General features: G+C 67.5%; 24 protein-coding genes. 14 read left to right on the forward strand and 10 right to left on the reverse strand.

Features of this window, described 5'->3' with window-relative positions:
• Nucleotides 1–279: 279 nt before the first annotated feature.
• The 8 genes from HWX87_RS11945 to HWX87_RS11980 all read left to right on the forward strand — a co-directional run bounded on the left by HWX87_RS11945 (nt 280) and on the right by HWX87_RS11980 (nt 6374).
• Nucleotides 280–1050, forward strand: a complete 771-nt coding sequence (locus HWX87_RS11945; RefSeq protein ID WP_176047309.1) for a GntR family transcriptional regulator — start codon at nt 280–282, stop codon at nt 1048–1050.
• Nucleotides 1047–2786, forward strand: a complete 1740-nt coding sequence (locus HWX87_RS11950) for a fumarate reductase/succinate dehydrogenase flavoprotein subunit (RefSeq protein ID WP_176047310.1) — start codon at nt 1047–1049, stop codon at nt 2784–2786. Before HWX87_RS11945 ends, HWX87_RS11950 begins: the two co-directional genes overlap by 4 nt.
• Nucleotides 2787–2797: 11 nt before the next feature.
• Entirely contained in the window at nt 2798–3043 is a 246-nt protein-coding gene (locus HWX87_RS11955; protein WP_175920231.1) for a ferredoxin family protein, read from the forward strand.
• Between the two features lie 31 nt (nt 3044–3074).
• A complete protein-coding gene (locus tag HWX87_RS11960) occupies nt 3075–4070 on the forward strand; it encodes a HEAT repeat domain-containing protein (protein WP_176047311.1) in 996 nt (331 codons plus the stop codon).
• On the forward strand, nt 4067–4345 hold the full coding sequence (locus HWX87_RS11965) for a DUF971 domain-containing protein (protein WP_176047312.1): 279 nt from the start codon (nt 4067–4069) through the stop codon (nt 4343–4345). Before HWX87_RS11960 ends, HWX87_RS11965 begins: the two co-directional genes overlap by 4 nt.
• Nucleotides 4346–4451: 106 nt before the next feature.
• Nucleotides 4452–5330, forward strand: coding sequence for an NAD(P)-dependent oxidoreductase (locus tag HWX87_RS11970; protein ID WP_176047313.1), 879 nt, complete (start codon nt 4452–4454; stop codon nt 5328–5330).
• An 8-nt stretch (nt 5331–5338) separates the two neighbouring features.
• The gene (locus tag HWX87_RS11975; RefSeq protein WP_176047314.1) at nt 5339–5827 is read left to right on the forward strand and encodes an NUDIX hydrolase; all 489 of its coding nucleotides are present in this window, start codon (nt 5339–5341) and stop codon (nt 5825–5827) included.
• Between the two features lie 97 nt (nt 5828–5924).
• Entirely contained in the window at nt 5925–6374 is a 450-nt protein-coding gene (locus HWX87_RS11980; RefSeq protein ID WP_176047501.1) for an acetyltransferase, read from the forward strand.
• Nucleotides 6375–6438: 64 nt separating this feature from the next.
• Here the strand turns inward: HWX87_RS11980 and HWX87_RS11985 are convergent, their stop codons facing one another.
• Nucleotides 6439–6993, reverse strand: coding sequence for a TetR/AcrR family transcriptional regulator (locus HWX87_RS11985; RefSeq protein WP_176047315.1), 555 nt, complete (start codon nt 6991–6993; stop codon nt 6439–6441).
• A 96-nt stretch (nt 6994–7089) separates the two neighbouring features.
• On the opposite strand from HWX87_RS11985, the gene HWX87_RS11990 reads away from it, so the two are divergent.
• Entirely contained in the window at nt 7090–7755 is a 666-nt protein-coding gene (locus HWX87_RS11990; RefSeq protein ID WP_176047502.1) for a DJ-1/PfpI family protein, read from the forward strand.
• 254 nt (nt 7756–8009) lie between these two features.
• Nucleotides 8010–8627 carry a 3'-5' exonuclease gene (locus HWX87_RS11995; RefSeq protein WP_176047316.1) on the forward strand — a complete coding sequence of 206 codons (618 nt, stop codon included), beginning with the start codon at nt 8010–8012 and terminating at the stop codon, nt 8625–8627.
• 206 nt (nt 8628–8833) lie between these two features.
• Here HWX87_RS11995 and guaA read toward each other — a convergent pair whose 3' ends face one another.
• The 5 genes from guaA to HWX87_RS12020 form a co-directional block, all read right to left on the reverse strand.
• Entirely contained in the window at nt 8834–10453 is a 1620-nt protein-coding gene (gene guaA, locus HWX87_RS12000; protein ID WP_176047317.1) for a glutamine-hydrolyzing GMP synthase, read from the reverse strand.
• 107 nt (nt 10454–10560) lie between these two features.
• Entirely contained in the window at nt 10561–11166 is a 606-nt protein-coding gene (locus tag HWX87_RS12005; RefSeq protein WP_176047318.1) for a hypothetical protein, read from the reverse strand.
• A gap of 6 nt (nt 11167–11172) precedes the next feature.
• Nucleotides 11173–12633, reverse strand: a complete 1461-nt coding sequence (gene guaB / locus HWX87_RS12010) for an IMP dehydrogenase (RefSeq protein ID WP_166959983.1) — start codon at nt 12631–12633, stop codon at nt 11173–11175.
• A 278-nt stretch (nt 12634–12911) separates the two neighbouring features.
• Nucleotides 12912–13718 carry a DUF2182 domain-containing protein gene (locus tag HWX87_RS12015; RefSeq protein ID WP_176047319.1) on the reverse strand — a complete coding sequence of 269 codons (807 nt, stop codon included), beginning with the start codon at nt 13716–13718 and terminating at the stop codon, nt 12912–12914.
• 30 nt (nt 13719–13748) lie between these two features.
• A complete protein-coding gene (locus tag HWX87_RS12020; protein ID WP_176047320.1) occupies nt 13749–14513 on the reverse strand; it encodes a DUF899 domain-containing protein in 765 nt (254 codons plus the stop codon).
• 114 nt (nt 14514–14627) lie between these two features.
• On the opposite strand from HWX87_RS12020, the gene HWX87_RS12025 reads away from it, so the two are divergent.
• The 3 genes from HWX87_RS12025 to HWX87_RS12035 all read left to right on the forward strand — a co-directional run bounded on the left by HWX87_RS12025 (nt 14628) and on the right by HWX87_RS12035 (nt 17668).
• Nucleotides 14628–15848 carry a helix-turn-helix domain-containing protein gene (locus HWX87_RS12025; RefSeq protein WP_176047321.1) on the forward strand — a complete coding sequence of 407 codons (1221 nt, stop codon included), beginning with the start codon at nt 14628–14630 and terminating at the stop codon, nt 15846–15848.
• A 31-nt stretch (nt 15849–15879) separates the two neighbouring features.
• Nucleotides 15880–16566, forward strand: a complete 687-nt coding sequence (locus tag HWX87_RS12030; RefSeq protein ID WP_176047322.1) for a glutaminyl-peptide cyclotransferase — start codon at nt 15880–15882, stop codon at nt 16564–16566.
• Nucleotides 16567–16702: 136 nt separating this feature from the next.
• On the forward strand, nt 16703–17668 hold the full coding sequence (locus HWX87_RS12035; RefSeq protein ID WP_176047323.1) for a DMT family transporter: 966 nt from the start codon (nt 16703–16705) through the stop codon (nt 17666–17668).
• 44 nt (nt 17669–17712) lie between these two features.
• Here HWX87_RS12035 and HWX87_RS12040 read toward each other — a convergent pair whose 3' ends face one another.
• Nucleotides 17713–18036, reverse strand: coding sequence for an RnfH family protein (locus HWX87_RS12040; RefSeq protein ID WP_176047324.1), 324 nt, complete (start codon nt 18034–18036; stop codon nt 17713–17715).
• Between the two features lie 4 nt (nt 18037–18040).
• A complete protein-coding gene (locus HWX87_RS12045; protein WP_176047325.1) occupies nt 18041–18478 on the reverse strand; it encodes a type II toxin-antitoxin system RatA family toxin in 438 nt (145 codons plus the stop codon).
• A gap of 99 nt (nt 18479–18577) precedes the next feature.
• On the opposite strand from HWX87_RS12045, the gene smpB reads away from it, so the two are divergent.
• The gene (gene smpB / locus HWX87_RS12050) at nt 18578–19024 is read left to right on the forward strand and encodes an SsrA-binding protein SmpB (RefSeq protein ID WP_014896751.1); all 447 of its coding nucleotides are present in this window, start codon (nt 18578–18580) and stop codon (nt 19022–19024) included.
• A gap of 249 nt (nt 19025–19273) precedes the next feature.
• Here smpB and HWX87_RS12055 read toward each other — a convergent pair whose 3' ends face one another.
• On the reverse strand, nt 19274–20209 hold the full coding sequence (locus HWX87_RS12055; protein ID WP_166959996.1) for an SPFH domain-containing protein: 936 nt from the start codon (nt 20207–20209) through the stop codon (nt 19274–19276).
• Nucleotides 20210–20242: 33 nt separating this feature from the next.
• The gene (locus HWX87_RS12060; protein ID WP_176047326.1) at nt 20243–20677 is read right to left on the reverse strand and encodes an NfeD family protein; all 435 of its coding nucleotides are present in this window, start codon (nt 20675–20677) and stop codon (nt 20243–20245) included.
• Between the last annotated feature and the right edge of the window lie 33 nt (nt 20678–20710).

Here is a 20710-nt window from a genome sequence, read left to right on the forward strand (position 1 = left end):
CATGTTCGTTTCGACCGTCCTCGGAAACCGGGCGCGGGCCGCGTGCACGGCGCAATGCCCGGTCGACATGGATACGACGGGCGAATCCTCGGGAAATCGACATGCGCGGCCCACGGGCCGGGGATTTTTCATTGTCGGTCAATTCGCGCGGCCGGCAAGGGGCAGATCACGCGTTCGCCCCGCTTTTCCGGAATCGGAAATTCGATATCGGAAATGGTTGGTTTGGGCGCGTGGCGACGCTGACTACACTCGAACCATCTTGTCATAACAAGTTGATCGATGACCCCATCCAACGTCGTGCCGCTGTCGGCGGCCCCGCTCTACGTGCAGATCAAGGACACGCTGCGCGCGCGCATTCTCGACGGCACCTATGCGCCGCACAGCCGGATGCCGTCCGAGCACGAGCTGTGCGCAATCTTCGACGTCAGCCGCATCACGGTGCGCCAGGCACTCGGCGACCTGCAGAAGGAAGGACTGCTGTTCAAGCTGCACGGCAAGGGTACGTTCGTGTCGAAGCCGAAGGCATTCCAGAACGTGACGTCGCTGCAGGGTTTCGCCGAGGCGATGTCGTCGATGGGCTACGAGATCGTCAACCAACTGCGCAGTTTCCGCACCGTGAAAGCCGACCGCCATCTCGCGACGAAGCTGAACGTGCCCGAAGGCGCGCCGCTCGTCGAGATCCACCGCGTGCGGCTGCTGAACCGCGAACCGGTGTCGCTCGAACAGACCTGGGTGCCCGAAGCGCTCGGCAAGCGCCTCGCGGGCGCCGATCTCGCGACCCGCGACATCTTCCTCGTGCTGGAAAACGACTGCGGCATTCCGCTCGGCCATGCCGACGTGTCGATCGACGCGATCCTCGCCGACGACGAGATCGTCGACGCGCTGCGCGTCGAGGAAAGCAGCCCCGTGCTGCGCATCGAGCGCCTCACGCACGACACGTCAGGTGCCCCGATCGACTACGAATACCTCTACTTCCGCGGCGATGCGTTCCAGTACCGCCTGCGCATCGACCGGCAAAAAGCCCGCAAATCTGCAAGGAAACAGCAATGACGACCCAGGTTCATGAATACGACATCGTCGTGGTCGGCGGCGGCACCGCCGGGCCGATGGCAGCGATCAAGGCGAAGGAGCGCGACCCGTCCCTGCGCGTGCTGCTGCTCGAGAAGGCCAACGTGAAGCGCAGCGGCGCGATCTCGATGGGCATGGACGGCCTGAACAACGCGGTGATCCCCGGGCATGCCACGCCCGAGCAGTACACGCGCGAGATCACGATCGCCAACGACGGCATCGTCGACCAGGAAGCCGTGTACGCGTATGCGACGCACAGCTTCGCGACGATCGAGCAGCTCGACCGCTGGGGCGTGAAGTTCGAGAAAGACGGTACCGGCGACTACGCGGTGAAGAAGGTCCATCACATGGGCTCGTACGTGCTGCCGATGCCGGAAGGACACGACATCAAGAAGGTGCTGTACCGGCAACTGAAGCGCGCGCGCATCGCGATCACGAATCGGATCGTCGCGACGCGCGTGCTGACCGACGCGCAGGGCCGCGCGAGCGGCGTGCTCGGCTTCGACTGCCGCACCGCCGAGTTCCACGTGATCCGCGCGAAGGCCGTGATCCTCTGCTGCGGTGCGGCCGGCCGCCTCGGCTTGCCGGCGTCGGGCTACCTGATGGGCACCTACGAGAACCCGACCAACGCGGGCGACGGTTACGCGATGGCCTATCACGCCGGCGCCGCGCTCGCGAATCTCGAATGCTTCCAGATCAACCCGCTGATCAAGGACTACAACGGCCCCGCGTGCGCGTACGTGACGGGCCCGCTCGGCGGCTTCACCGCGAACGGCAAGGGCGAGCGCTTCATCGAATGCGACTACTGGAGCGGCCAGATGATGTGGGAGTTCTACCAGGAACTGCAGAGCGGCAACGGCCCCGTGTTCCTGAAGCTCGACCATCTCGCGGAAGAAACGATCCGGACCATCGAGCAGATCCTGCATACGAACGAGCGGCCGAGCCGCGGCCGCTTCCATGCCGGGCGCGGCACCGACTACCGCAGCCAGATGGTCGAGATGCACATCTCCGAGATCGGCTTCTGCAGCGGCCACAGCGCATCGGGCGTCTACGTGAACGCACGCGCCGAGACGACGGTGCCGGGACTCTACGCCGCCGGCGACATGGCGGCCGTCCCGCACAACTACATGCTCGGCGCGTTCACGTACGGCTGGTTCGCCGGGCAGAACGCGGCCGACTACGTGGCCGGCCGCGACCATGCGCCGGTGGACGACGAACAGGTCGAGGCCGAACGCGCCCGCGTGCTCGCGCCGCTTCTGCGCGAACACGGCCTCGCACCGGCGCAGGTGGAGTACAAGCTGCGCCGCATGGTGAACGATTACCTGCAACCGCCGAAGGTGACGCGCAAGATGGAAATCGGGCTGCAACGTTTTGACGGCATTACTGAGGATATCGAACAGATGAAGGCCGGCCATCCGCACGAACTGATGCGCGCGGCCGAAGTGCGCGCGATCCGCGACTGCGCGGAAATGGCCGCGCGCGCGTCGCTGTTCCGCACCGAGAGCCGCTGGGGGCTGTACCACCATCGCGTCGACTTCCCGCATCGCAACGACGCCGAATGGTTCTGCCACACATGGCTGCGCAAGGACATCGACGGCGCAATGCGCAGCGAGAAGCGGCCGGTCGAACCCTACATCGTGCCGCTTGCCGATGACGAACGCGGCGCCTACGCGCAGTTGCGCATCCGCGAACCGGCCGCACTCGCGGCCGCCCTCTGAGGAACCATGCCATGCCGCATACCCCGCACGACATCTTCCAGCGCAGCAGCGCGCCCGTCACGATCGACGACGCACTGTGCATCGCCGACAAGGGCTGCACCGTCTGCGTCGACGTGTGCCCGCTCGACCTGCTCGCGATCGACGTGACCAAGGGCAAGGCCTACATGCAGTTCGACGAGTGCTGGTACTGCATGCCGTGCGAGCGCGATTGCCCGACCGGCGCAGTCAAGGTCGATATCCCTTACCTGCTGCGCTGACCGCGTGCGTCAGCGCCCTTTTGCTTCGCTCATGACCGACTCCTCCTTCGCTTCCCCGCTACCCGGCGCACACGAGCGCGACCGGGCCGCGCTCGTCGCCCGCCTCGCCGCGCCCGACGCATCCGTGCGCCGTGTCGCGCTATTCGAACTCGCGGATCTCGAGGATCCCGAACTCGTGCCGGCATTCGTCGCCGCACTGCGCATCGACCCGTCGGCCGACGTGCGCGGCGAAGCCGCCCGCGTACTCGGTGCGTGGGAACAGCCCGACGTCGTCGACGCACTGTGCGGCGCACTGCTCGATCCCGACGACGACGTGCGCGCCGCCGCCGCGCAGAGCCTGTCCGAACTGAAGGACGCGGCATCGGGCGCCGTGCTGTGCCGCTGGGCCGACCGGCCCGAGCCGTTCGTCCGCCGCGCCGTGCTGCGCGGATTGCGCGAGTTGCGCGACCCCGACGCGTTCGCACCCGCGCTGCACGCGCTCGATGCCGAACCGCCGGCCGTGCGCGCCGAAGCCGTTGCGGTACTCGGCTGGCTCAAGGATCCGCGTGCGCTATCGCCGCTCGCACGCGTCGCGACGGCCGATGTCGAAGCGGACGTGCGACGCGCCGCGGTCGGCTCGATCGGCTTCGCGGCGGCCGACGATGCGGCCGTCATCGACGCACTGCTCGCCGCGCTGCGCGACCGCGCATGGCAAGTGCGCGAGGAAGCGGCCACCACGCTCGGCAAGCTGCGCGTGACGACTGCGCGCGAGCCGCTCGTCACCGCGCTCGACGACGATTACTGGCAGGTGCGCCTGCGTGCCGCGCGCGCACTCGGGCAGTTGCGCGATGCGGCTGCGGCGCCGGCCGTCGTCACGCTGCTCTCGCATGCGATCAGCAATCTGCGCAAGGAAGCCGCGCTTGCGCTCGGCGAATTGCGCGACCCCGCGATACTGCCCGCACTGAACGATGCGCTCGAGGATCGCGATCCGGAAGTCCGCAAGGCCGTGCGGATCGCGATCCGGCAAATCGGCGACGCTCCGCGATGATCGCGCCGACCGAAATCGCACTCGATCATCCGGCACGCACGCTGGCGCTGCACTGGCCCGACGGCAACACGCAGCGCATCGGTTATGCGCAATTGCGCAGCGATTGTCCGTGCGCGGAATGCCGACGAATCCGGCGTGACGGCGGCCGTGTCGATGCACGACCCGACCTGACGCTGGAAGGCGTGGAGCCGGCCGGCTACGGCATCCGCTTCATGTTCGGCGACGGCCATGCACGCGGCATCTATCCGTGGCCGTATCTGGCGGACCTCGAATAACGCCCGTCATGCGGCTCGCGCAGGCTCATAGGCGAGATGGCAGGCGTGCGCAAACGCTGCGATACTGACGCCCACGATCGTCTCCACCCACCGTGGGAGCAAGGACATGCAAACCGCAGTCGGATTCATCGGCCTCGGCGTGATGGGCACGCCGATGGCGCTCAATCTTGCGCGGGCCGGCACGCCGCTCGTCGTATGGAGCCGGTCGCACGGCAGCGACGATGCGTTGCGCGACGCCGGCGCACGCGTCGCCAAGCACGTCGACGACGTATTCGCGACCTGCCGCACCGTGATCCTGATGCTCGCGAACGACGCGGCGATCGACGCCGTGCTCGCGCGCGGCACGCCCGGTTTTGCCGCGCGCGTCGGCGGCCACACGATCGTGAACATGGGCACCAACGCCCCCGAGTACTCGCGTGCGCTCGCCGATGAAATCGCCGCCGCGTCGGGCCGCTACGTCGAGGCGCCCGTGTCGGGCTCGCGCAAGCCGGCCGAGGCCGGCCAGCTCGTCGTGATGCTGGCCGGCGCGCCGCACGACGTCGACGCCGTGCGCCCGCTCGTGAAGCCGCTGTGCCGCGACAGCTTCGTATGCGGCGACGTGCCGTCGGCGCTGACGATGAAGCTCGCGGTCAATCTGTTCCTGATCACGATGGTCACCGGCCTGACCGAAGCCACGCATTTCGCGCAACGTCACGGCATCGATCTCGCGCGCTTCGCCGACGTGCTGAACGCCGGCCCGATGGCGAGCGACGTGTCGCGCGTGAAGCTCGGCAAGCTGGTCGCCGGGGACTTCTCCGTGCAGGCCGCGATCACCGACGTGCTGAAGAACGCGCGCCTCGTCGCCGAATCCGCGCGCAGCATCGGCATCGCGTCACCGCTGCTCGACATCTGCCACGCGCTTTATGGCGAGACCGCAAAGGCCGGGCACGGATCGGACGACATGGTCGCTGTCATCCGGGCGATAGAACGTCGCACCGACGCGTAGGCACGGCCATGTCCGGATCGTCGCATCCCGCATCCGTTGCCGCCGCGCCCGTGCGCGCCGTTCCCGCCGTGATCGGCATCGTGCTGCACGAACGCGACGTGCTGCTCGTGCGCCGCGCGAATCCGCCCGATGCGGGGTGCTGGGGGTTCCCCGGCGGCAAGATCGAACCGGGCGAGCCGATCGCGGACGCGGTCGTTCGCGAGATCGCCGAAGAGACGACCGTCGAAGTCGCAGCGCTCGATGCCTTTACCGCGCTGGATGCGTTCGATTACGATGCCAGCGGCGCCGTGCGCCAGCATTTCATCATGGTCGCGGTGCTGTGCAGATGGTTGCGCGGCACGCCCGTTGCCGGCGACGATGCGCTCGATGCGCGCTGGTTCGGCATCGACGAGCTCGACCGCGACGATTTGCCGATGAGCGCAGGCGTGCGCGACGTCGCACGACGGGCGATCGAACGGGCGGCATCGCTGGGCGACGCGCGACGCGCGCCCGTCTGAAATTCCGTTGTCGTTTCCGCGCTACCGTGCGGACGACGCGTTCGGTCCATCACGGGGCCGGCTATCCGCCGAGCGCCGGATCACCACTTGTCCAGCCATGATCAGAATTCGCAAATCCACCGACACCGACGGCACACGCGTGCTGGCCATCTGGCGCAATGCAGTCGATGCAACGCATCACTTCCTGAGCGACGACGATCGTCGCGCGATCGAATCCGAAGTCGTCGCGTTCCTGCCCGCCGCACCGCTCGACCTGGCTGTCGACGCGCACGATCGGGCGATCGGTTTCATGCTGCTCGACGGCAGTCACATGGAAGCGCTGTTCGTCGATCCCGCCCACCATGGCGCGGGCGTCGGGCGGCGGCTTGTCGAACATGCACTCGCGCGCCACCCCGGCTTGACGACCGACGTCAACGAACAGAACGAAGCGGCAACGGGATTCTACGAGCGGCTCGGGTTCGAGCGCTGCGGGCGATCGGCGCTCGATGGACAAGGCCGGCCTTATCCGCTGATTCACCTTCGTTATCGGGGTAGCAAGCAGCCCTGAACAGGATCGGGACAACGCGTGACATCCAGTTGCGTCGCATCAATCTGATACGCCGCTCTCGCGGCTACACGCGTCGACGCGGCAGCACGCGCTCGGCGACGGCGAACGCACGTTGCATGAAGTGATTGAACCGCTCGGCCTCGCGCCGCAGCCCCGCCTGCTGGCCGCCGATCAGACACAGGTGCGCGACCTGCCCCACGATCTCGGCTTCGCCCGGCATGCCGACCCAGCGACGGGACGTGTCGACCGCGAAGGCGAGACGCGTGGCATCGACGCGCTGCTGGAATGTTGCAACCAGCGCGTCCTGCAACGCCCACGCACGGATCGCCACTTCGCGTCCCGGCCGCTTTTCAGCTGCGATGCGCAGGTAGCGCGTCAGCGTGTCGCCCGCACTGCGGCCCTCCGCCGCGTACGCGAGCATGCGTGCCGTGTAGTCGTCCTCCCACGCGGTCAGCAGCGCCCGGACGAAGTCTTCGCGATTGCGGAAGTGGTGATAGAACGAGCCGCGGGTCACGTTCAGCCGTCGCGCGAGGCTTTCGGCCGAAATGCCCGAATAGCCTTCCCCGTCGAGGGCGTCGAAGCCTGCCGCGATCCAGTCGTTTCGAGTCAGTGTGCGCATCGGCATCGCCATACAGGCTGTGTATGGTGCGGGTTGGACAGTTAGGCTGCGAACTCTATCACGGCCGCCGCCGCTTCCCGCATGGCGCCACGACTCATGGAGTTCGCGTTGAAAGACATCGTGCTCGTTGCATTCGACCGGTTCACCGACATCGACCTGTTCCTGATGTGGGACGTACTCGGGCGCAACGCCTCGGACTGGCGCGTCCGGATTCTTGGCGCCCAGCCGGTGCTGCATTCCGCGCATGGGCTGACCATTCCCGTTCACGGCCCGCTGTCGGACGCCAATCACGCGGATGCCGTGTTGTTCTCGAGCGGCAAGCAAGGCATACCGGCCGCGCTGGCGAGCCCGGATTTCCTGCCGTCGTTCGATCTCGATCCGACACGCCAGCATATCGGGTCGATCTGCGCCGGCGCGTTCATTCTCGAGCGGCTCAGGTTGCTGCCGGAGCGCCGGGCGACCACCCATCCCGATGCGCGGGACGGCTTGATCGCACATGGGCTGCAGGCGCCGGATCAGCCGCTGGTGTGTCACGGCAACGTCGCGACGGCGGGCGGATGCCTGGCGGCGCTCTACCTGACGGGGTGGCTGGTGGAATCGCTGTTCGATGCAGACAAGCGCCGCGAAACGTTGCTGCCCGTGCTGCCTGCCGGGCAGCGGGAGATTTATGAGGAACTGATCGAATTCAGCATCAGGCAAGGTACGGGGAAAACCACGGGCTCGATCCGGATGATCGAAAGCGCGAGCGGGCTTGCCGCCTGATGTTCAGAGACGAGCATCCGATCGTCAGCGTACCGATCGGGCATCGCGGCGAAGAAAAAGCGGTGCTTCGGAACCGGCGGCGGCACATCGAATCCGGGCAGCGTCAGTGAGGTCACGGCACCATGGCAGCGGATCGCAAACGGTGAAATGGCGAGAAAGTGCGTTTCCGGGGCTGAACGAGTCTATCGCGGCCCCGATGATGCTACCCTCTCGGCCAACCCGAACATCACCCCATGAAGCAGCAGGATTCAACCATGCAAACCGTCGCGGTACTGGACTTCGAAACCACCGGGCTGTCGCCGAATATGGGCGACCGTGCGACCGAAATCGCCGTCATCCTTCTGCGTGACGGGCAGATCGTCGACCGTTTCCAGAGCTTGATGAATGCGGGCAGACGCATCCCGTCCGACGTCGTCGCGCTCACCGGCATCACGAACGACATGATTGCGGCGGCACCGCCCGCGTCCGAAGTCATGAAGGAAGCAGCCGCGTTCGTTGGCAAGCATGCGGTCGTCGCCCACAACGCCGGTTTCGACAAGCGCTTCTGGCAGTCGGAACTCGGGCTGCTCGGCATGGCGGCCGAGCATGCCTTCGCCTGCACGATGCTCGTCGCGAGACGGATCTATCCGGACGCCCAAAGTCACCGCCTGTCGAGTCTGGTCGAGATGCTGCGGCTGCCGAAATCGGGCCGCGCGCACCGGGCGATGGTCGATGCCGAGATGGCTGGTCATCTGTGGTGCCGGTTGCAGGACGACATCGCTCGGACTTACGGGCTGGATCGGATCGATCACGCGCTGATGTCGCGCGTCCAGGCAACGAGCAAGGCGAAGGTGCCGATGTACTTGCGATCGCTCGTGCGCGCGCACGCGTGAGGATCCGATCGCGAACGGGGGCACGACGCTTCCTGCTCCACGCGATGCGTTAACGCAAAACGGCTTGGCAATCGCCAAGCCGGTTTTTTGTCCGGACCGGAACCCGGACAGCAGACGAACCGAACCAGCAACCCGCTACGAACTATCGCGCCTCAACCGACGCGCAATGACGAAAGCGAACCCGAGCGCCGATTCGGCCGCGATGCTTACTCCCACTCGATCGTCGCCGGCGGCTTGCCCGAGATGTCGTACACGACCCGGTTGATCCCGCGCACTTCGTTGATGATCCGGTTCGACGCACGGCCGAGCAGCGCGTACGGCAGGTGCGCCCAGTGCGCGGTCATGAAGTCGGTCGTCTGCACGGCGCGCAGCGACGTCACGTAGTCGTACGTGCGGCCATCGCCCATCACGCCGACCGACTTGACCGGCAGGAACACCGCGAATGCCTGGCTCGTCAGGTCGTACCAGCTCTTGCCGACATCGGCCTCGCCGCACAGGCCCGCTGCCGCATCCTGTGCGGTCGCGGTCGTGTTGCGCAGTTCCTCGATGAAGATCGCGTCCGCGCGGCGCAGCAGGTCCGCGTACTCACGCTTCACTTCGCCGAGAATCCGCACGCCGAGGCCCGGGCCCGGGAACGGATGGCGGTACACCATCTCCGGCGGCAGGCCGAGCGCGACGCCCAGCTCGCGCACTTCGTCCTTGAACAGGTCGCGCAGCGGCTCGAGCAGCTTCAGGCCGAGCGTTTCCGGCAGGCCGCCGACGTTGTGGTGGCTCTTGATCGTCGTCGCCTTCTTCGTCTTCGTGCCGCCCGATTCGACCACGTCCGGGTAGATCGTGCCCTGCGCGAGCCACTTCGCCTTCGACAGCTTCTTCGCTTCGGCCTGGAACACCTCAACGAACTCGCGGCCGATGATCTTGCGCTTCGCTTCCGGATCGGTCACGCCGGCCAGGTGGCCAAGGAACTGATCCGCGGCATCGACGTGCACGACCTTCGCATGCAGGCGGCCCTCGAACATGTCGAGCACCATCTTGCCTTCGTTCAGGCGCAGCAGGCCGTGGTCGACGAACACGCAGGTGAGCTGGTCGCCGATCGCGCGATGGATCAGCGCGGCCGCGACGCTCGAATCGACGCCGCCCGACAGGCCGAGAATCACTTCCTCGTCGCCGACCTGCTCGCGAATCTTCGCGACGGCTTCCTCGATGTGGTTCTTCATGATCCAGTCGGGCTTCGCGCCGGCGATCTGCAGCACGAAGCGTTCGATGATCTGGCGGCCCTTCACCGTGTGCGTGACTTCCGGGTGGAACTGCACCGCGTAGTAGCCGCGCGCCTCGTCGGCCATGCCGGCGATCGGGCAGCTCGGCGTCGACGCCATCAGCGCGAAGCCCGGCGGCAGCTCGGCAACCTTGTCGCCGTGGCTCATCCAGACCTTCAGCATCCCGTGGCCTTCGGCCGTCGTGAAATCCTCGATGCCGTCGAGCAGGCGCGTATGGCCGTGCGCACGCATTTCCGCGTAGCCGAATTCGCGATGGTCGCTCCACTCGACCTTGCCGCCGAGCTGCACGGCCATCGTCTGCATGCCGTAGCAGATGCCGAGCACCGGCACGCCGAGATCCCACACGGCCTGCGGCGCGCGCAGCTGATGGTCTTCGTACGTGCTCGCGTGGCTGCCCGACAGGATCACCGCCTTCGGCGCGAACTCGCGGACGAAGTCGTCGGACACATCGTTCGGATGGATTTCGCAGTAGACGTGCGCTTCACGCACGCGCCGCGCAATCAGTTGGGTGACTTGCGAACCGAAGTCGAGAATCAGGATTTTGTCGTGCATGGCTGCGGACGGGATGAAGAGAATGAGAAAAGCAGCGCATCGAGCGCTGCGTCAAAAGCATGGACAACGGCGTCGGGCGGCAGGCGGCTCGCGCGACGCATCGCCGGTCAATCCTGCATCGGCGGGCGTTCGTCGAGTGCGACGCCGCCGGACGACTGACTGGAACCGGATGGCGCCGACGACGATGCAGCAGGCGCCGCGGGACGGCTGACGACGGGCTCGACACGCTGCGGCGCGGGTGAAGACGCCTGCGCCATCGCCGGCTCGGCCGGACGCTGCGCCGATGCGCGCGCCTCGAGCGCTTGCGCCTTCTCGCGCCGGCGCACGGCCGATGCGATCCGCACGCCGCCGAGGCCGAGCACGATCAGCGCGATGCCGGCCGCGACCGACAGCACCCTGCCGGCGGCCGCAAGCGCGGGACCGCTGCCGGCGCCGAGCGACCAGACGATCGTCAGCACGCCGGTCAGCCAGTACACGTGGCCGACCGACCGCGCCACCGGCGCCGTGAGGTCACCGTTGAACGCCGCATGAAACGCGAGCCACGCGAGCCCGAGCAACGCGATGCCGAACGCCTGGCCGAGCATCGCCGGCTGGATGTTCTGCAACTGCAGCGCATTGAACAGCGACTGCCAGGGCGTCAGCACGAACAGCACGCCGAACGCCAGCAGCAGCACGGCATCGAGGATCAGCACGGCTCGCAGCAGCGGTTTCATCGGCGATCAGTCCACGTGGTAGTTCGGTGCTTCCTTCGTGATCTGCACGTCGTGCACGTGCGACTCGCGCATGCCCGCTGCGGTGATCTGGACGAATTCGGCCTTGTCGTGCAGCTCGTCGATCGTGCGGCAGCCGCAGTAGCCCATGCTCGCGCGCACGCCGCCGACCAGCTGGAACAGGATCGCGTTGACCGAACCCTTGTACGCGACGCGGCCTTCGATGCCTTCCGGCACGAGCTTGTCGATGTTCGCCGAGTTGTCCTGGAAGTAGCGGTCTGCCGCGCCGTCCTTCATCGCACCGACCGAACCCATGCCGCGGTACGACTTGTATTGGCGGCCCTGAAACAGGAACACGTCGCCCGGCGCCTCTTCGGTGCCCGCGAACATGCTGCCCATCATCACCGCGTTCGCGCCGGCCGCGAGGGCCTTCGACACGTCGCCCGAGAAGCGCACGCCACCGTCGGCGATGCACGGCACGCCAGTGCCCTTCAGCGCTTCCGCGACGTTCGAGATCGCGCTGATCTGCGGCACGCCGACACCGGCGACGATCCGCGTCGTGCAGATCGAGCCCGGGCCGATACCGACCTTGACCGCGTCTGCGCCGTATTCGACCAGCGCCTTCGCGGCGGCGGCCGTCGCGATGTTGCCGCCGATCACTTCGACGTGCGGGAAGTTCTGCTTGACCCAGCGGACGCGCTCGAGCACGCCCTTGCTGTGACCGTGCGCGGTATCGACGACGATCACGTCGACGCCGGCCTGCACCAGCAGTTCGACGCGCTCTTCGTTGTCCGCGCCGACGCCGACCGCCGCGCCTGCGCGCAGCTTGCCGTGTTCGTCCTTGCACGCGTCCGGGTGCTCGGTCTGCTTCGTGATGTCCTTGACGGTCATCAGGCCGCGCAGTTCGAACGCATCGTTGACGACCAGCACGCGCTCGAGGCGGTGGCTGTGCATCAGCGCCTTCGCTTCGGCGAGCGGCGTGCCTTCCTTGACCGTGACGAGGCGCTCGCGCGGCGTCATGATCGACTTGACCGGCTCGTCGAGGCGCGTCTCGAAACGCAGGTCGCGGTTCGTGACGATACCGACGAGCTGCGGGCCTTCGACGACCGGGAAGCCCGAAATGCCATGCTGGCGCGACAGCGCGATCACGTCGCGCACCTTCATTTGCGGCGGCACCGTGATCGGGTCGCGGACGACGCCCGACTCGAAACGCTTGACCTTCGCGACCTCGCGGGCCTGCTCGGCCGGCGTGAGGTTCTTGTGGACGATACCGACGCCACCCTGCTGCGCCATCGCGATCGCGAGGCGACCTTCGGTGACCGTGTCCATCGCGGCGGACACGAGCGGCATGTTCAGGGAGATGTTGCGGGTCAGCTTGGTCTTGAGGCTGGTGTCGCGCGGGAGAACGTCGGAGAAGGCGGGAACGAGGAGCACGTCATCGAAAGTGAGTGCTTTTTGGATCAGACGCATGGCAAATCCTATGGGCGCAAAAGCGAATTATACGCGAAGCGCCGTGAATTTTCACAACACGAACAACGGCTTAGCCGGTTTCAGCCGTTCGGGGGCCGAATCGTTCGGATCGCAGTTCGGTTCGTTTTCGATCGCCTTTCGTTTCACCGCTGCATCGAGCCATTCGCGCAACGGGCGGCAACGCGGTCCATCGGCCTGTTGCGAACGGGTCACGCGGCCGACGCGGCCACGGTGAAGCAAGGCCCGGCAACGTGTCGAATCGGCCTGCCTACCCTGTGTTATAGCAGCCCTGCCGCACGCGCGATCATCGCGATACCGCCGCCGACCGCCATGCCACCGGCGATCCGCGCAACACGCCCGCCGGGCGGCGCGAGGCGCTCGGCGGCGATCGCGACCGTCACGGCGGCCATCACGCGCAGGTCCATCATGCCGGCCGCCAGCGCGATCGCCATCAGGTTCCCGCAACAGGCACTGCAATGCATGGCGGCCCGCACGCCGTGCCACCATGCCGCACCGGCAACTGCCGACGACCGGTGTGCGTCGCCTGCCGTATGGCGGCAGCACGCCAGCCGCCGCGCCTTCCACGCGGAGAATTGCAGCATGCCCGCAACCGACACGACCGCGCCGGCCGCGAACGGCAGCGCGCGGGCAAGCGCCGGCAGCCGTGCGGCGGCGGCCGTCAGCGCGGCGCCAGCCGGAAACACGAGCGCCCCGAGCGCCATCCACACCGCGAAATACCCGACGCCCGCGACGACGACGAGCCAGGCGGAACGCGCCGTGGCCATCGGGCCGATGCCCTGCCGGTATCGCCAGAGCATCGGCGCCAGCACCGGCAGCATCATCGCCACCGTCATCGCGCCCCACATTCCGGCGAACGCCGCGAAGGCGCGTCCGGCGCCCCGGCCGCACGGCTGCAGCCATGCGGCGGAAGCCATCCAGCCGCCGGCCATCGGTTCGCGGCCCATCGCGGCCATCGACGCGTGCTGCGCCAGTGTCGCCGTCACGGCGACGGCAAACACGGCCGCGAGTGCGGCCCCGAATGCCCGTGGATCAGGGTCTGCCCCGGCGGTTGCCGACCGCGCCATCGCACGCTCCCGCCCGTCGCCGGCCTGCGCTCAGCCGCGCGCGTACTCGTCGTGACGGCGCCACCAGGGGCCGGCCTCGTTGCGCCCGCGCGGCGCGCGATCGAGCCACTGATACATCCCCCACAGCCCGTCGAGCCCGCGCGCATAGGTCGAGTACGTGTGATGGACGACGCCATCCTCGCGCACGAATGCGCTCATCCCCGGCCGGTCGAGCGAGTACGTGGCCGCATCGGTACCGCAGGTCGCCGCGAACTGCACGACCGGCGCCGGCGGCGGATCCATGTCCATCGCATGGCCGGCCCGCGCGTAGTTGTATTCGATGTCGCCCGCGCGCTGCTGCGTTTCGGTGAACGATACGTTGAAGTCGAAGTTGAAATCGCTGCCGACCGACGATGCCCACGGGAAGGTCCACCCCATCCGCTCGCGGTACGCGAGCAGCTTCGCGAGCGGTGCGCGCGACACGGCCGAGAGCGTCACGTCGTGGTGCGCAAGGTGCACGGCAAAGCCGTCGAAGCCGTCGGCGAGCGCCGAGCACGACGGGCAACCGGCCTTGTAGTCGGGGCCGAACATGAAGTGATAGACGAGCAGTTGCGAACGGCCGCGAAACAGGCCGTCGAGCGTCACCTGCCCGTCCTCGGTGTCGAACCGGTAGGTCTTGTCGACGCGCACCCATGGCAGCGCCTGGCGCCGCCGTGCGAGTTCGTCGCTTTGCCGCGTCAGCGCCTTTTCGGCATCGAGCAGTGCGCGGCGCTCGGCCAGCCATTCGTCGCGCGTTCCGGTGAGATGGGTCGTCATTGCGGGTTCCTCCTTCCGATGGGTATCCGGGCACGGCGGACGGTGCCGTGTGCGTGGTGCTAGATTAGTGGCGGGTATCGGACCGGAGGGAGTGACAAGTGTGTCGGGATTCGGATGGATTCGCTGATCACCGCGGCCGCGCGCGCGCTCGCGGCCGGTGACGCGCTCGGCGCGCTGAACCGCGTCGCGCTGCGTGACGATGCGCCGGCGCTCGCGCTGCGCGGCATCGCGATGGCGCAGCTCGGCGATTTCGAACGCGCGCGTGCCCTCGTGCGCGGCGCCGCACGTGCATTCGGCGCGAAGGAAGCCGTTGCACGGGCGCGCTGCGTCGTCGCGGAAGCCGAGATCGCACTCGCGTCGCGCGACCTGCGCTGGCCGACGCGCGCGCTCGATGCGGCCTGCGCAACGCTCGACGCGCACGGCGACCACGCGAACGCCGCACACGCACGCTATCTCGGCGTACGCCGGCTGCTGCTGATCGGCCATATCGACGACGCCGAGCAACTGCTCGCGCATCTCGATCCCGCGCCGCTGCCAGCCGCGTCGCGCGCCGCCCACGAACTGATCGCGGCCGGCATCGCGATGCGCCGCATCCGTACGCACGCGGCCCGCGCGGCGCTCGCCCGTGCGCACGCGGCCGCGCGCGACGCCGGCATCGCCGCACTGACGGCCGAGGTCGACACCGCCGCACACGTGCTCGACGCACCGGCCGCGCGCCTCATCGCGCGCGGCACCTCGCAGCTCGTGCGGCTCGACGAAGTCGAGACGCTGTTCGCATCGAACGCGCTCGTCGTCGATGCGTGCCGCCACACGGTGCGCGATGCGCGCACGACCGTGTCGCTCGCGCGGCGCCCCGTGCTGTTCGTGCTCGCCCGCGCGCTCGGCGAGGCCTGGCCGGCCGACGTGTCGCGCAACGCGCTCGTGGCCGCCGCGTTCCGCGCGAAACATGCGGACGAATCGCATCGTGCGCGGCTGCGCGTCGAGATCGGCCGGCTGCGCGCGGTGCTGCGGCCGCTCGCGAACGTCATCGCGACACCGCGCGGCTTTGCGCTCGAACCGCTCGGCGTGCGCGAGACCGTCGTCCTCGCGCGCCCGGTCGACGATCGCCACGCGGCCGTGCTTGCACTGCTCGCCGACGGCGAGGCATGGTCGAGCTCCGCGCTGGCGCTCGCGCTCGGCGCAAGCCAGCGCACCGTGCAGCGCGCGCTCGACGCGCTCGCGGAGGCCGACAAGGTGCAGGCGCTCGGCCGCGGCCGCGCGCGCCGCTGGATGACGCCGCCGCTGCCGGGATTCGCGACGACCTTGTTACTCCCTGCCCCGCTGCCGGGCGATTAGGATGGCCTCACCGAACGACGAGGTGACGAACATGAAACGCTCCAATGCAGAAATCATTCGAGAATACGGCCCGTTTCCGGGCGTCGACGGCGTGCACGGCGTCACGTTCGACGGGCAGCACGTGTGGTACGCGTCCGGCGACAAGCTGAATGCGCTCGATCCCGAGCGCGGCACGACCGTCCGCTCGCTCGACGTCGCCGCGCATGCGGGCACGGCATTCGACGGCCGCCACCTGTTTCAGATCGTCGAGGACCGCATCGAGAAGCTCGACCCCGAATCGGGCCGCGTGCTCGCGACGATCCCGGCCCCCGGCGGCGGCGCCGATTCGGGGCTCGCGTGGGCCGAAGGCACGCTGTGGGTCGGCCAGTACCGCGAACGCAAGATTCATCAGGTCGATCCGGAATCGGGCGCCGTGCTGCGCACGATCGAATCGAACCGCTTCGTCACCGGCGTGACGTGGGTCGACGGCGAGCTGTGGCACGGCACGTGGGAAGCCGACCAGAGCGACCTGCGGCGCATCGACCCGCGCACGGGCCAGGTGCTCGAGCAGGTCGACATGCCGGCCGGCGTCGGCATATCGGGGCTCGAATCCGACGGCCGCGACCGCTTCTACTGCGGCGGCGGCAACAGCGGCAAGCTGCGCACCGTGCGGCGCCCGGCGCACTCGAGTGCAGCGGGCGACGGCGCGGGCGCGACGCCCGATCCGGCGGACGGTTGATCCGTCGCCGGTCCACGCCGCTCCGGCACGCAATGCATCGAAACCCCGCCATGCGCCGAGTGCAGGAATGAACAAGACGCCGCCGCGACGGCGTCGCTAAGATGCGCGCACATCAGTCATTTGTTCGGAGCAGTCGATGCAGCGCGGCGTGGTTTATGGTGTCCTGGCAGGTGCCCTGTGGGGCATGGTGTTTCTCGTTCCGCGGCTGCTGACCGACTTCTCGCCGCTGCTGTTGAGCGCCGGTCGTTATGCGATGTATGGCCTCGTGTCGCTCGCGGCCGCGCTGCCGGCCGCCCGCTCGCTGCTCGCGCGGCTCACCCGCGAAGATCTCGTCGCGTTGATGAAACTCGCCGTCGTCGGCAACGTCGCGTACTACATGCTGCTGTCCGGCGCCGTGCACCTGATCGGCATCGCGCCCAGCTCGCTGATCGTCGGCGTGCTGCCCGTGACCGTCACGCTCGCCGGCCTCGGCGACCATGGCGCCGTGCCGCTGCGGCGGCTCGCCGCCCCGCTTGCACTGGTGATCGCGGGCATCGTCTGCATCAACGTCGACCTGTTCACCTCCGAGGCCGCACACGCGACGACCCTCGGCCAGAAACTCGCGGGCATCGCCTGCGCGGCCGGCGCGCTCGCGAGCTGGACCTGGTACGCGGTGGCGAATGCACGCTACCTGCAACGCCATCATCGTTTCGGCGGCAACGAATGGTCGGTGCTGTGGGGTGTCGTGACGGGCCTGATCGGCGGACTCTGCTGGATCGCGATCCTCGCGCTGCCGGCGGGCACGGTGCAGGCGGCCGTCCCGGCGTCGCGCTGGCAGTTGTTCTGGCTGCTGAACCTCGTGCTCGCGATCGGCGCGTCGTGGCTCGGCAACGGGCTGTGGAATGCCGCGTCGAAGCGCCTGCCGCTCACGCTGTCGGGCCAGCTGATCGTGTTCGAAACCGTATTCGCGATGCTGTACGCGTTCGTGTACGACCAGCGGATGCCGCACGCGCTCGAAATCGCCGCGCTCGTGCTGCTGCTCGCCGGCGTGTACGGCTCGGTGCGGCAGCACGGCGACACGCCGGGCAGCGCGTCGACAAACGCAAACGCCGCGGCCCACTGAGCGCACCGCGGCGTTTGATCAGACGAACTGGAGCGGAAAACGCGTCAGCGCGCGTCCTTGTGCATCCACTTGCGGCCCTCGATCGAGCCGGCGCGGCGGGATTTGTCAACGCGCCGCTGGCGCGCCAGCTTCGGATCGACGATCAGCGGGCGGTAGATCTCGACACGGTCGTGGTCGGCGAGCGGCGCGTCGAGCGGCGCGAGCTTGCCGAACACGCCCGTCTTCGCGTGCGCGAGGTCGATCTCCGGATGCAGCGCGAGCACGCCGCTCGCGTCGATCGCCGAGCGAACGGTCGCCCCTTCGGGCAGCGACAGCGGGATCAGCGTCTGGCGATCCGGCAGCGCATAGCAGACTTCGATCGACAGCATCGCGTCACCCCTTCCCGTAGCGCTGGTCCGCACGCTTCACGAACGAATCGACGAACGTGTTCGCGATGTGGCTGAACACGGGCCCGATGATCTTCTCGAGCAGGATGCTCGAAAACTCGTAGTGCAGCGCGAATTCGATCTTGCATGCATCGGCACGCAGCGCCGTGAAGCGCCACGTGCCCGTGAACTTCTTGAACGGGCCGTCCGTGAACTCCATGTCGATCCGCGTCGGGCGTTCCTGCGTATTGCGCGTCGCGAAATGCTGCTTGATGCCCTTGAAGTTGATATCGATGCGCGCTTCCATCCCGCGCTCGTCCTGACGGCGAATCTCGACGCCGCCGCACCAGGGCAGGAAATTGGGGTAGTCGGCCACGTCGGTGACGAGGTCGAACATCTGTTCCGCCGAATGGCGGATCAATACGGTTTTCTGGACATCTGCCATAAATCGCGCGGCATCGCTGAAGGTGGAAACGCCAAGCCGGGCGATTCCCGCCCCGCTTTGCTAAAATCGTGATTTTAAACGAGTTGGCCCGATCCTTTCATGAGCATCATCGACAACAGGAAAGCGCACTTCGATTATCACATCGAGGAACGCTACGAGGCGGGGCTCGTGCTGGAGGGCTGGGAAGTCAAGGCGCTGCGCGCCGGGCGCGGCCAGATCCGGGAAGGTTACGTCGTCGTGAAGAGCGGCGAGATCTTCCTGATCGGCACCCATATCAGCCCGCTGCCCGAAGCCTCGACGCACATCACGCCCGACCCGGTTCGCACGCGCAAGCTGCTGCTGCACCGCGAGGAAATCAAGAAACTGATCGGCAAGGTCGAGCAACGTGGCTACACGCTCGTGCCGCTGAACTTCCACTACAAGGGCGGTCGCGTGAAGTGCGACATCGCGCTCGCGAAGGGCAAGAAGCTGCACGACAAGCGCGAAACCGAGAAGAAGCGCGACTGGGAGCGCGAGAAGGCACGCATCATGCGCGCCGGCACCTGACGCGCGCAACCTGCAACGCAAACGACACGGCCCGCTCGAAGCGGGCCGTGTTGCTTTGGGTTCCGTCAATCCCACATACCGATCGCCCGGAGGCGGCCGGCGGCGTTCAATACGCGGAGCCGGTGGTTTTGCCTGACGATTCGCGCCGAAGGCGCCTTACGGGCTCCGGCGGAACGCGCCCGAACGCGTGACGATTGGCCGCACGCGGATCGCAGACAGCGGCCGCCAGCGCATCAGGTACGCCCCCGCTCAGCCCTTCCCGCCGGCGGCCGGCGACGCGTGCTTGACGATCGACATCGCCGATGCGATCGCACTGCCGAGATCCGACAGGTTCGACGGCACGATCAGCGTATTGCCCTGCTTCGCGAGATTCGCGAACGCGCCGACATACTGCTCGGCGACCTTCAGGTTCACCGCGTCCATCCCGCCCTGCGACTGCATCGCATTCGCGATCTTCTGGATCGCCTGCGCGTTCGCCTCGGCGACCGCCAGAATCGCGGCGGCCTCGCCCTGCGCCTGGTTGATCGCGGCCTGCCGCTCGCCTTCGGACTTCTGGATCGCCGCTTCACGCGCGCCCGACGCGAGGTTGATCTGTTCCTGCTTGCGGCCCTCGGATGCGGCGATCAGCGCACGTTTCTCGCGCTCCGCGGTGATCTGCGCCTGCATCGCGTGCAGGATTTCCTTCGGCGGCGTCAGGTCCTTGATCTCGTAGCGCAGCACCTTCACGCCCCAGTTCGACGCGGCCTCGTCGAGCGCCGACACAATGCTGTGGTTGATGAAGTCGCGTTCCTCGAAAGTCTTGTCGAGTTCCAGCTTGCCGATCACCGAGCGCAGCATGGTCTGCGACAACTGCGTGATCGCGAGCACGAAGTTGCTCGACCCGTACGACGCCTTCATCGGGTCCATCACCTGGAAATACAGCACGCCGTCGACCTGAAGCTGCGTGTTGTCGCGCGTGATGCAGATCTGGCTCGGCACGTCGAGCGGGATTTCCTTCAGTATGTGCCGGTACGCGATGCGATCGACGAACGGCAGCACGATGTTCAGACCGGGCGACAGCGTCGCGTGATAGCGCCCGAAGCGCTCGAGTACCCATGCATGCTGCTGCGGCACGATCTTCACCGTCTTCGACACGATCACGATCGCGATGACGAGCAGGACAACCCAGATGATCAGCGAATCCATGAAGTATTCCCTCCTTGTTGTATCGGCGGACGATCAGCCCGCGGGTTTCGCCACGACCACGAGACAATTGCCGCGCACGGCACTCACCTGATACACGCGCACATCGTCGCGCTCGCCGTTCGCAAGCTCGACGTCCCAGTCGGCGCCACGATACTGCACGCGCGCGCGGCCGTCACGCCACGCATCGACCGTGACGGTCGAGCCGATGTCGAGATTGACGTCGGGATTCGTCGACGTGTCGCGCTTCTGCTTGCGGCCGAGCCCCGAGCGGCGCAGTGCGATCATCGCGACGATCGCGACCACGGCCGCCGCGCCGAACTGCGCGTGCGGCGCGAAGCCGGCCAGTTGCAGCAAGCCGCCCGCGAGAAAGCCGAGCGCGATCATCAGCAGGTAGAACGTGCCCGTCAGCAGTTCGGCCACGACCAGCACGCCCACCGCGACCCACCAGAACAGATGCCCCGACATCATTTTGGCCTCCAGAAAAACGCCCCCGATACTCAC

The sequence above is a fragment of the Burkholderia sp. BCC1644 genome, from assembly GCF_902833225.1.
Classification (GTDB): domain Bacteria; phylum Pseudomonadota; class Gammaproteobacteria; order Burkholderiales; family Burkholderiaceae; genus Burkholderia.

What these genes read in the sequence shown, in the direction of transcription:
- HWX87_RS12045 (WP_176047325.1), bottom strand. Translation starts at nt 18,478, where the DNA reads ATGGCAGATGTCCAGAAAACCGTATTGATCCGCCATTCGGCGGAACAG.
- HWX87_RS11985 (WP_176047315.1), bottom strand. Translation starts at nt 6,993, where the DNA reads ATGCGCACACTGACTCGAAACGACTGGATCGCGGCAGGCTTCGACGCC.
- HWX87_RS11945 (WP_176047309.1), top strand. Translation starts at nt 280, where the DNA reads ATGACCCCATCCAACGTCGTGCCGCTGTCGGCGGCCCCGCTCTACGTG.
- HWX87_RS12025 (WP_176047321.1), top strand. Translation starts at nt 14,628, where the DNA reads ATGGATTCGCTGATCACCGCGGCCGCGCGCGCGCTCGCGGCCGGTGAC.
- HWX87_RS12060 (WP_176047326.1), bottom strand. Translation starts at nt 20,677, where the DNA reads ATGATGTCGGGGCATCTGTTCTGGTGGGTCGCGGTGGGCGTGCTGGTC.
- HWX87_RS11990 (WP_176047502.1), top strand. Translation starts at nt 7,090, where the DNA reads ATGGAGTTCGCGTTGAAAGACATCGTGCTCGTTGCATTCGACCGGTTC.
- guaA (WP_176047317.1), bottom strand. Translation starts at nt 10,453, where the DNA reads ATGCACGACAAAATCCTGATTCTCGACTTCGGTTCGCAAGTCACCCAA.
- HWX87_RS11970 (WP_176047313.1), top strand. Translation starts at nt 4,452, where the DNA reads ATGCAAACCGCAGTCGGATTCATCGGCCTCGGCGTGATGGGCACGCCG.
- HWX87_RS12030 (WP_176047322.1), top strand. Translation starts at nt 15,880, where the DNA reads ATGAAACGCTCCAATGCAGAAATCATTCGAGAATACGGCCCGTTTCCG.
- HWX87_RS11960 (WP_176047311.1), top strand. Translation starts at nt 3,075, where the DNA reads ATGACCGACTCCTCCTTCGCTTCCCCGCTACCCGGCGCACACGAGCGC.
- HWX87_RS11995 (WP_176047316.1), top strand. Translation starts at nt 8,010, where the DNA reads ATGCAAACCGTCGCGGTACTGGACTTCGAAACCACCGGGCTGTCGCCG.
- guaB (WP_166959983.1), bottom strand. Translation starts at nt 12,633, where the DNA reads ATGCGTCTGATCCAAAAAGCACTCACTTTCGATGACGTGCTCCTCGTT.
- HWX87_RS12040 (WP_176047324.1), bottom strand. Translation starts at nt 18,036, where the DNA reads ATGCTGTCGATCGAAGTCTGCTATGCGCTGCCGGATCGCCAGACGCTG.
- HWX87_RS11980 (WP_176047501.1), top strand. Translation starts at nt 5,925, where the DNA reads ATGATCAGAATTCGCAAATCCACCGACACCGACGGCACACGCGTGCTG.
- HWX87_RS12005 (WP_176047318.1), bottom strand. Translation starts at nt 11,166, where the DNA reads ATGAAACCGCTGCTGCGAGCCGTGCTGATCCTCGATGCCGTGCTGCTG.
- HWX87_RS11965 (WP_176047312.1), top strand. Translation starts at nt 4,067, where the DNA reads ATGATCGCGCCGACCGAAATCGCACTCGATCATCCGGCACGCACGCTG.
- HWX87_RS11975 (WP_176047314.1), top strand. Translation starts at nt 5,339, where the DNA reads ATGTCCGGATCGTCGCATCCCGCATCCGTTGCCGCCGCGCCCGTGCGC.
- smpB (WP_014896751.1), top strand. Translation starts at nt 18,578, where the DNA reads ATGAGCATCATCGACAACAGGAAAGCGCACTTCGATTATCACATCGAG.
- HWX87_RS12015 (WP_176047319.1), bottom strand. Translation starts at nt 13,718, where the DNA reads ATGGCGCGGTCGGCAACCGCCGGGGCAGACCCTGATCCACGGGCATTC.
- HWX87_RS11950 (WP_176047310.1), top strand. Translation starts at nt 1,047, where the DNA reads ATGACGACCCAGGTTCATGAATACGACATCGTCGTGGTCGGCGGCGGC.
- HWX87_RS12035 (WP_176047323.1), top strand. Translation starts at nt 16,703, where the DNA reads ATGCAGCGCGGCGTGGTTTATGGTGTCCTGGCAGGTGCCCTGTGGGGC.
- HWX87_RS12055 (WP_166959996.1), bottom strand. Translation starts at nt 20,209, where the DNA reads ATGGATTCGCTGATCATCTGGGTTGTCCTGCTCGTCATCGCGATCGTG.
- HWX87_RS12020 (WP_176047320.1), bottom strand. Translation starts at nt 14,513, where the DNA reads ATGACGACCCATCTCACCGGAACGCGCGACGAATGGCTGGCCGAGCGC.
- HWX87_RS11955 (WP_175920231.1), top strand. Translation starts at nt 2,798, where the DNA reads ATGCCGCATACCCCGCACGACATCTTCCAGCGCAGCAGCGCGCCCGTC.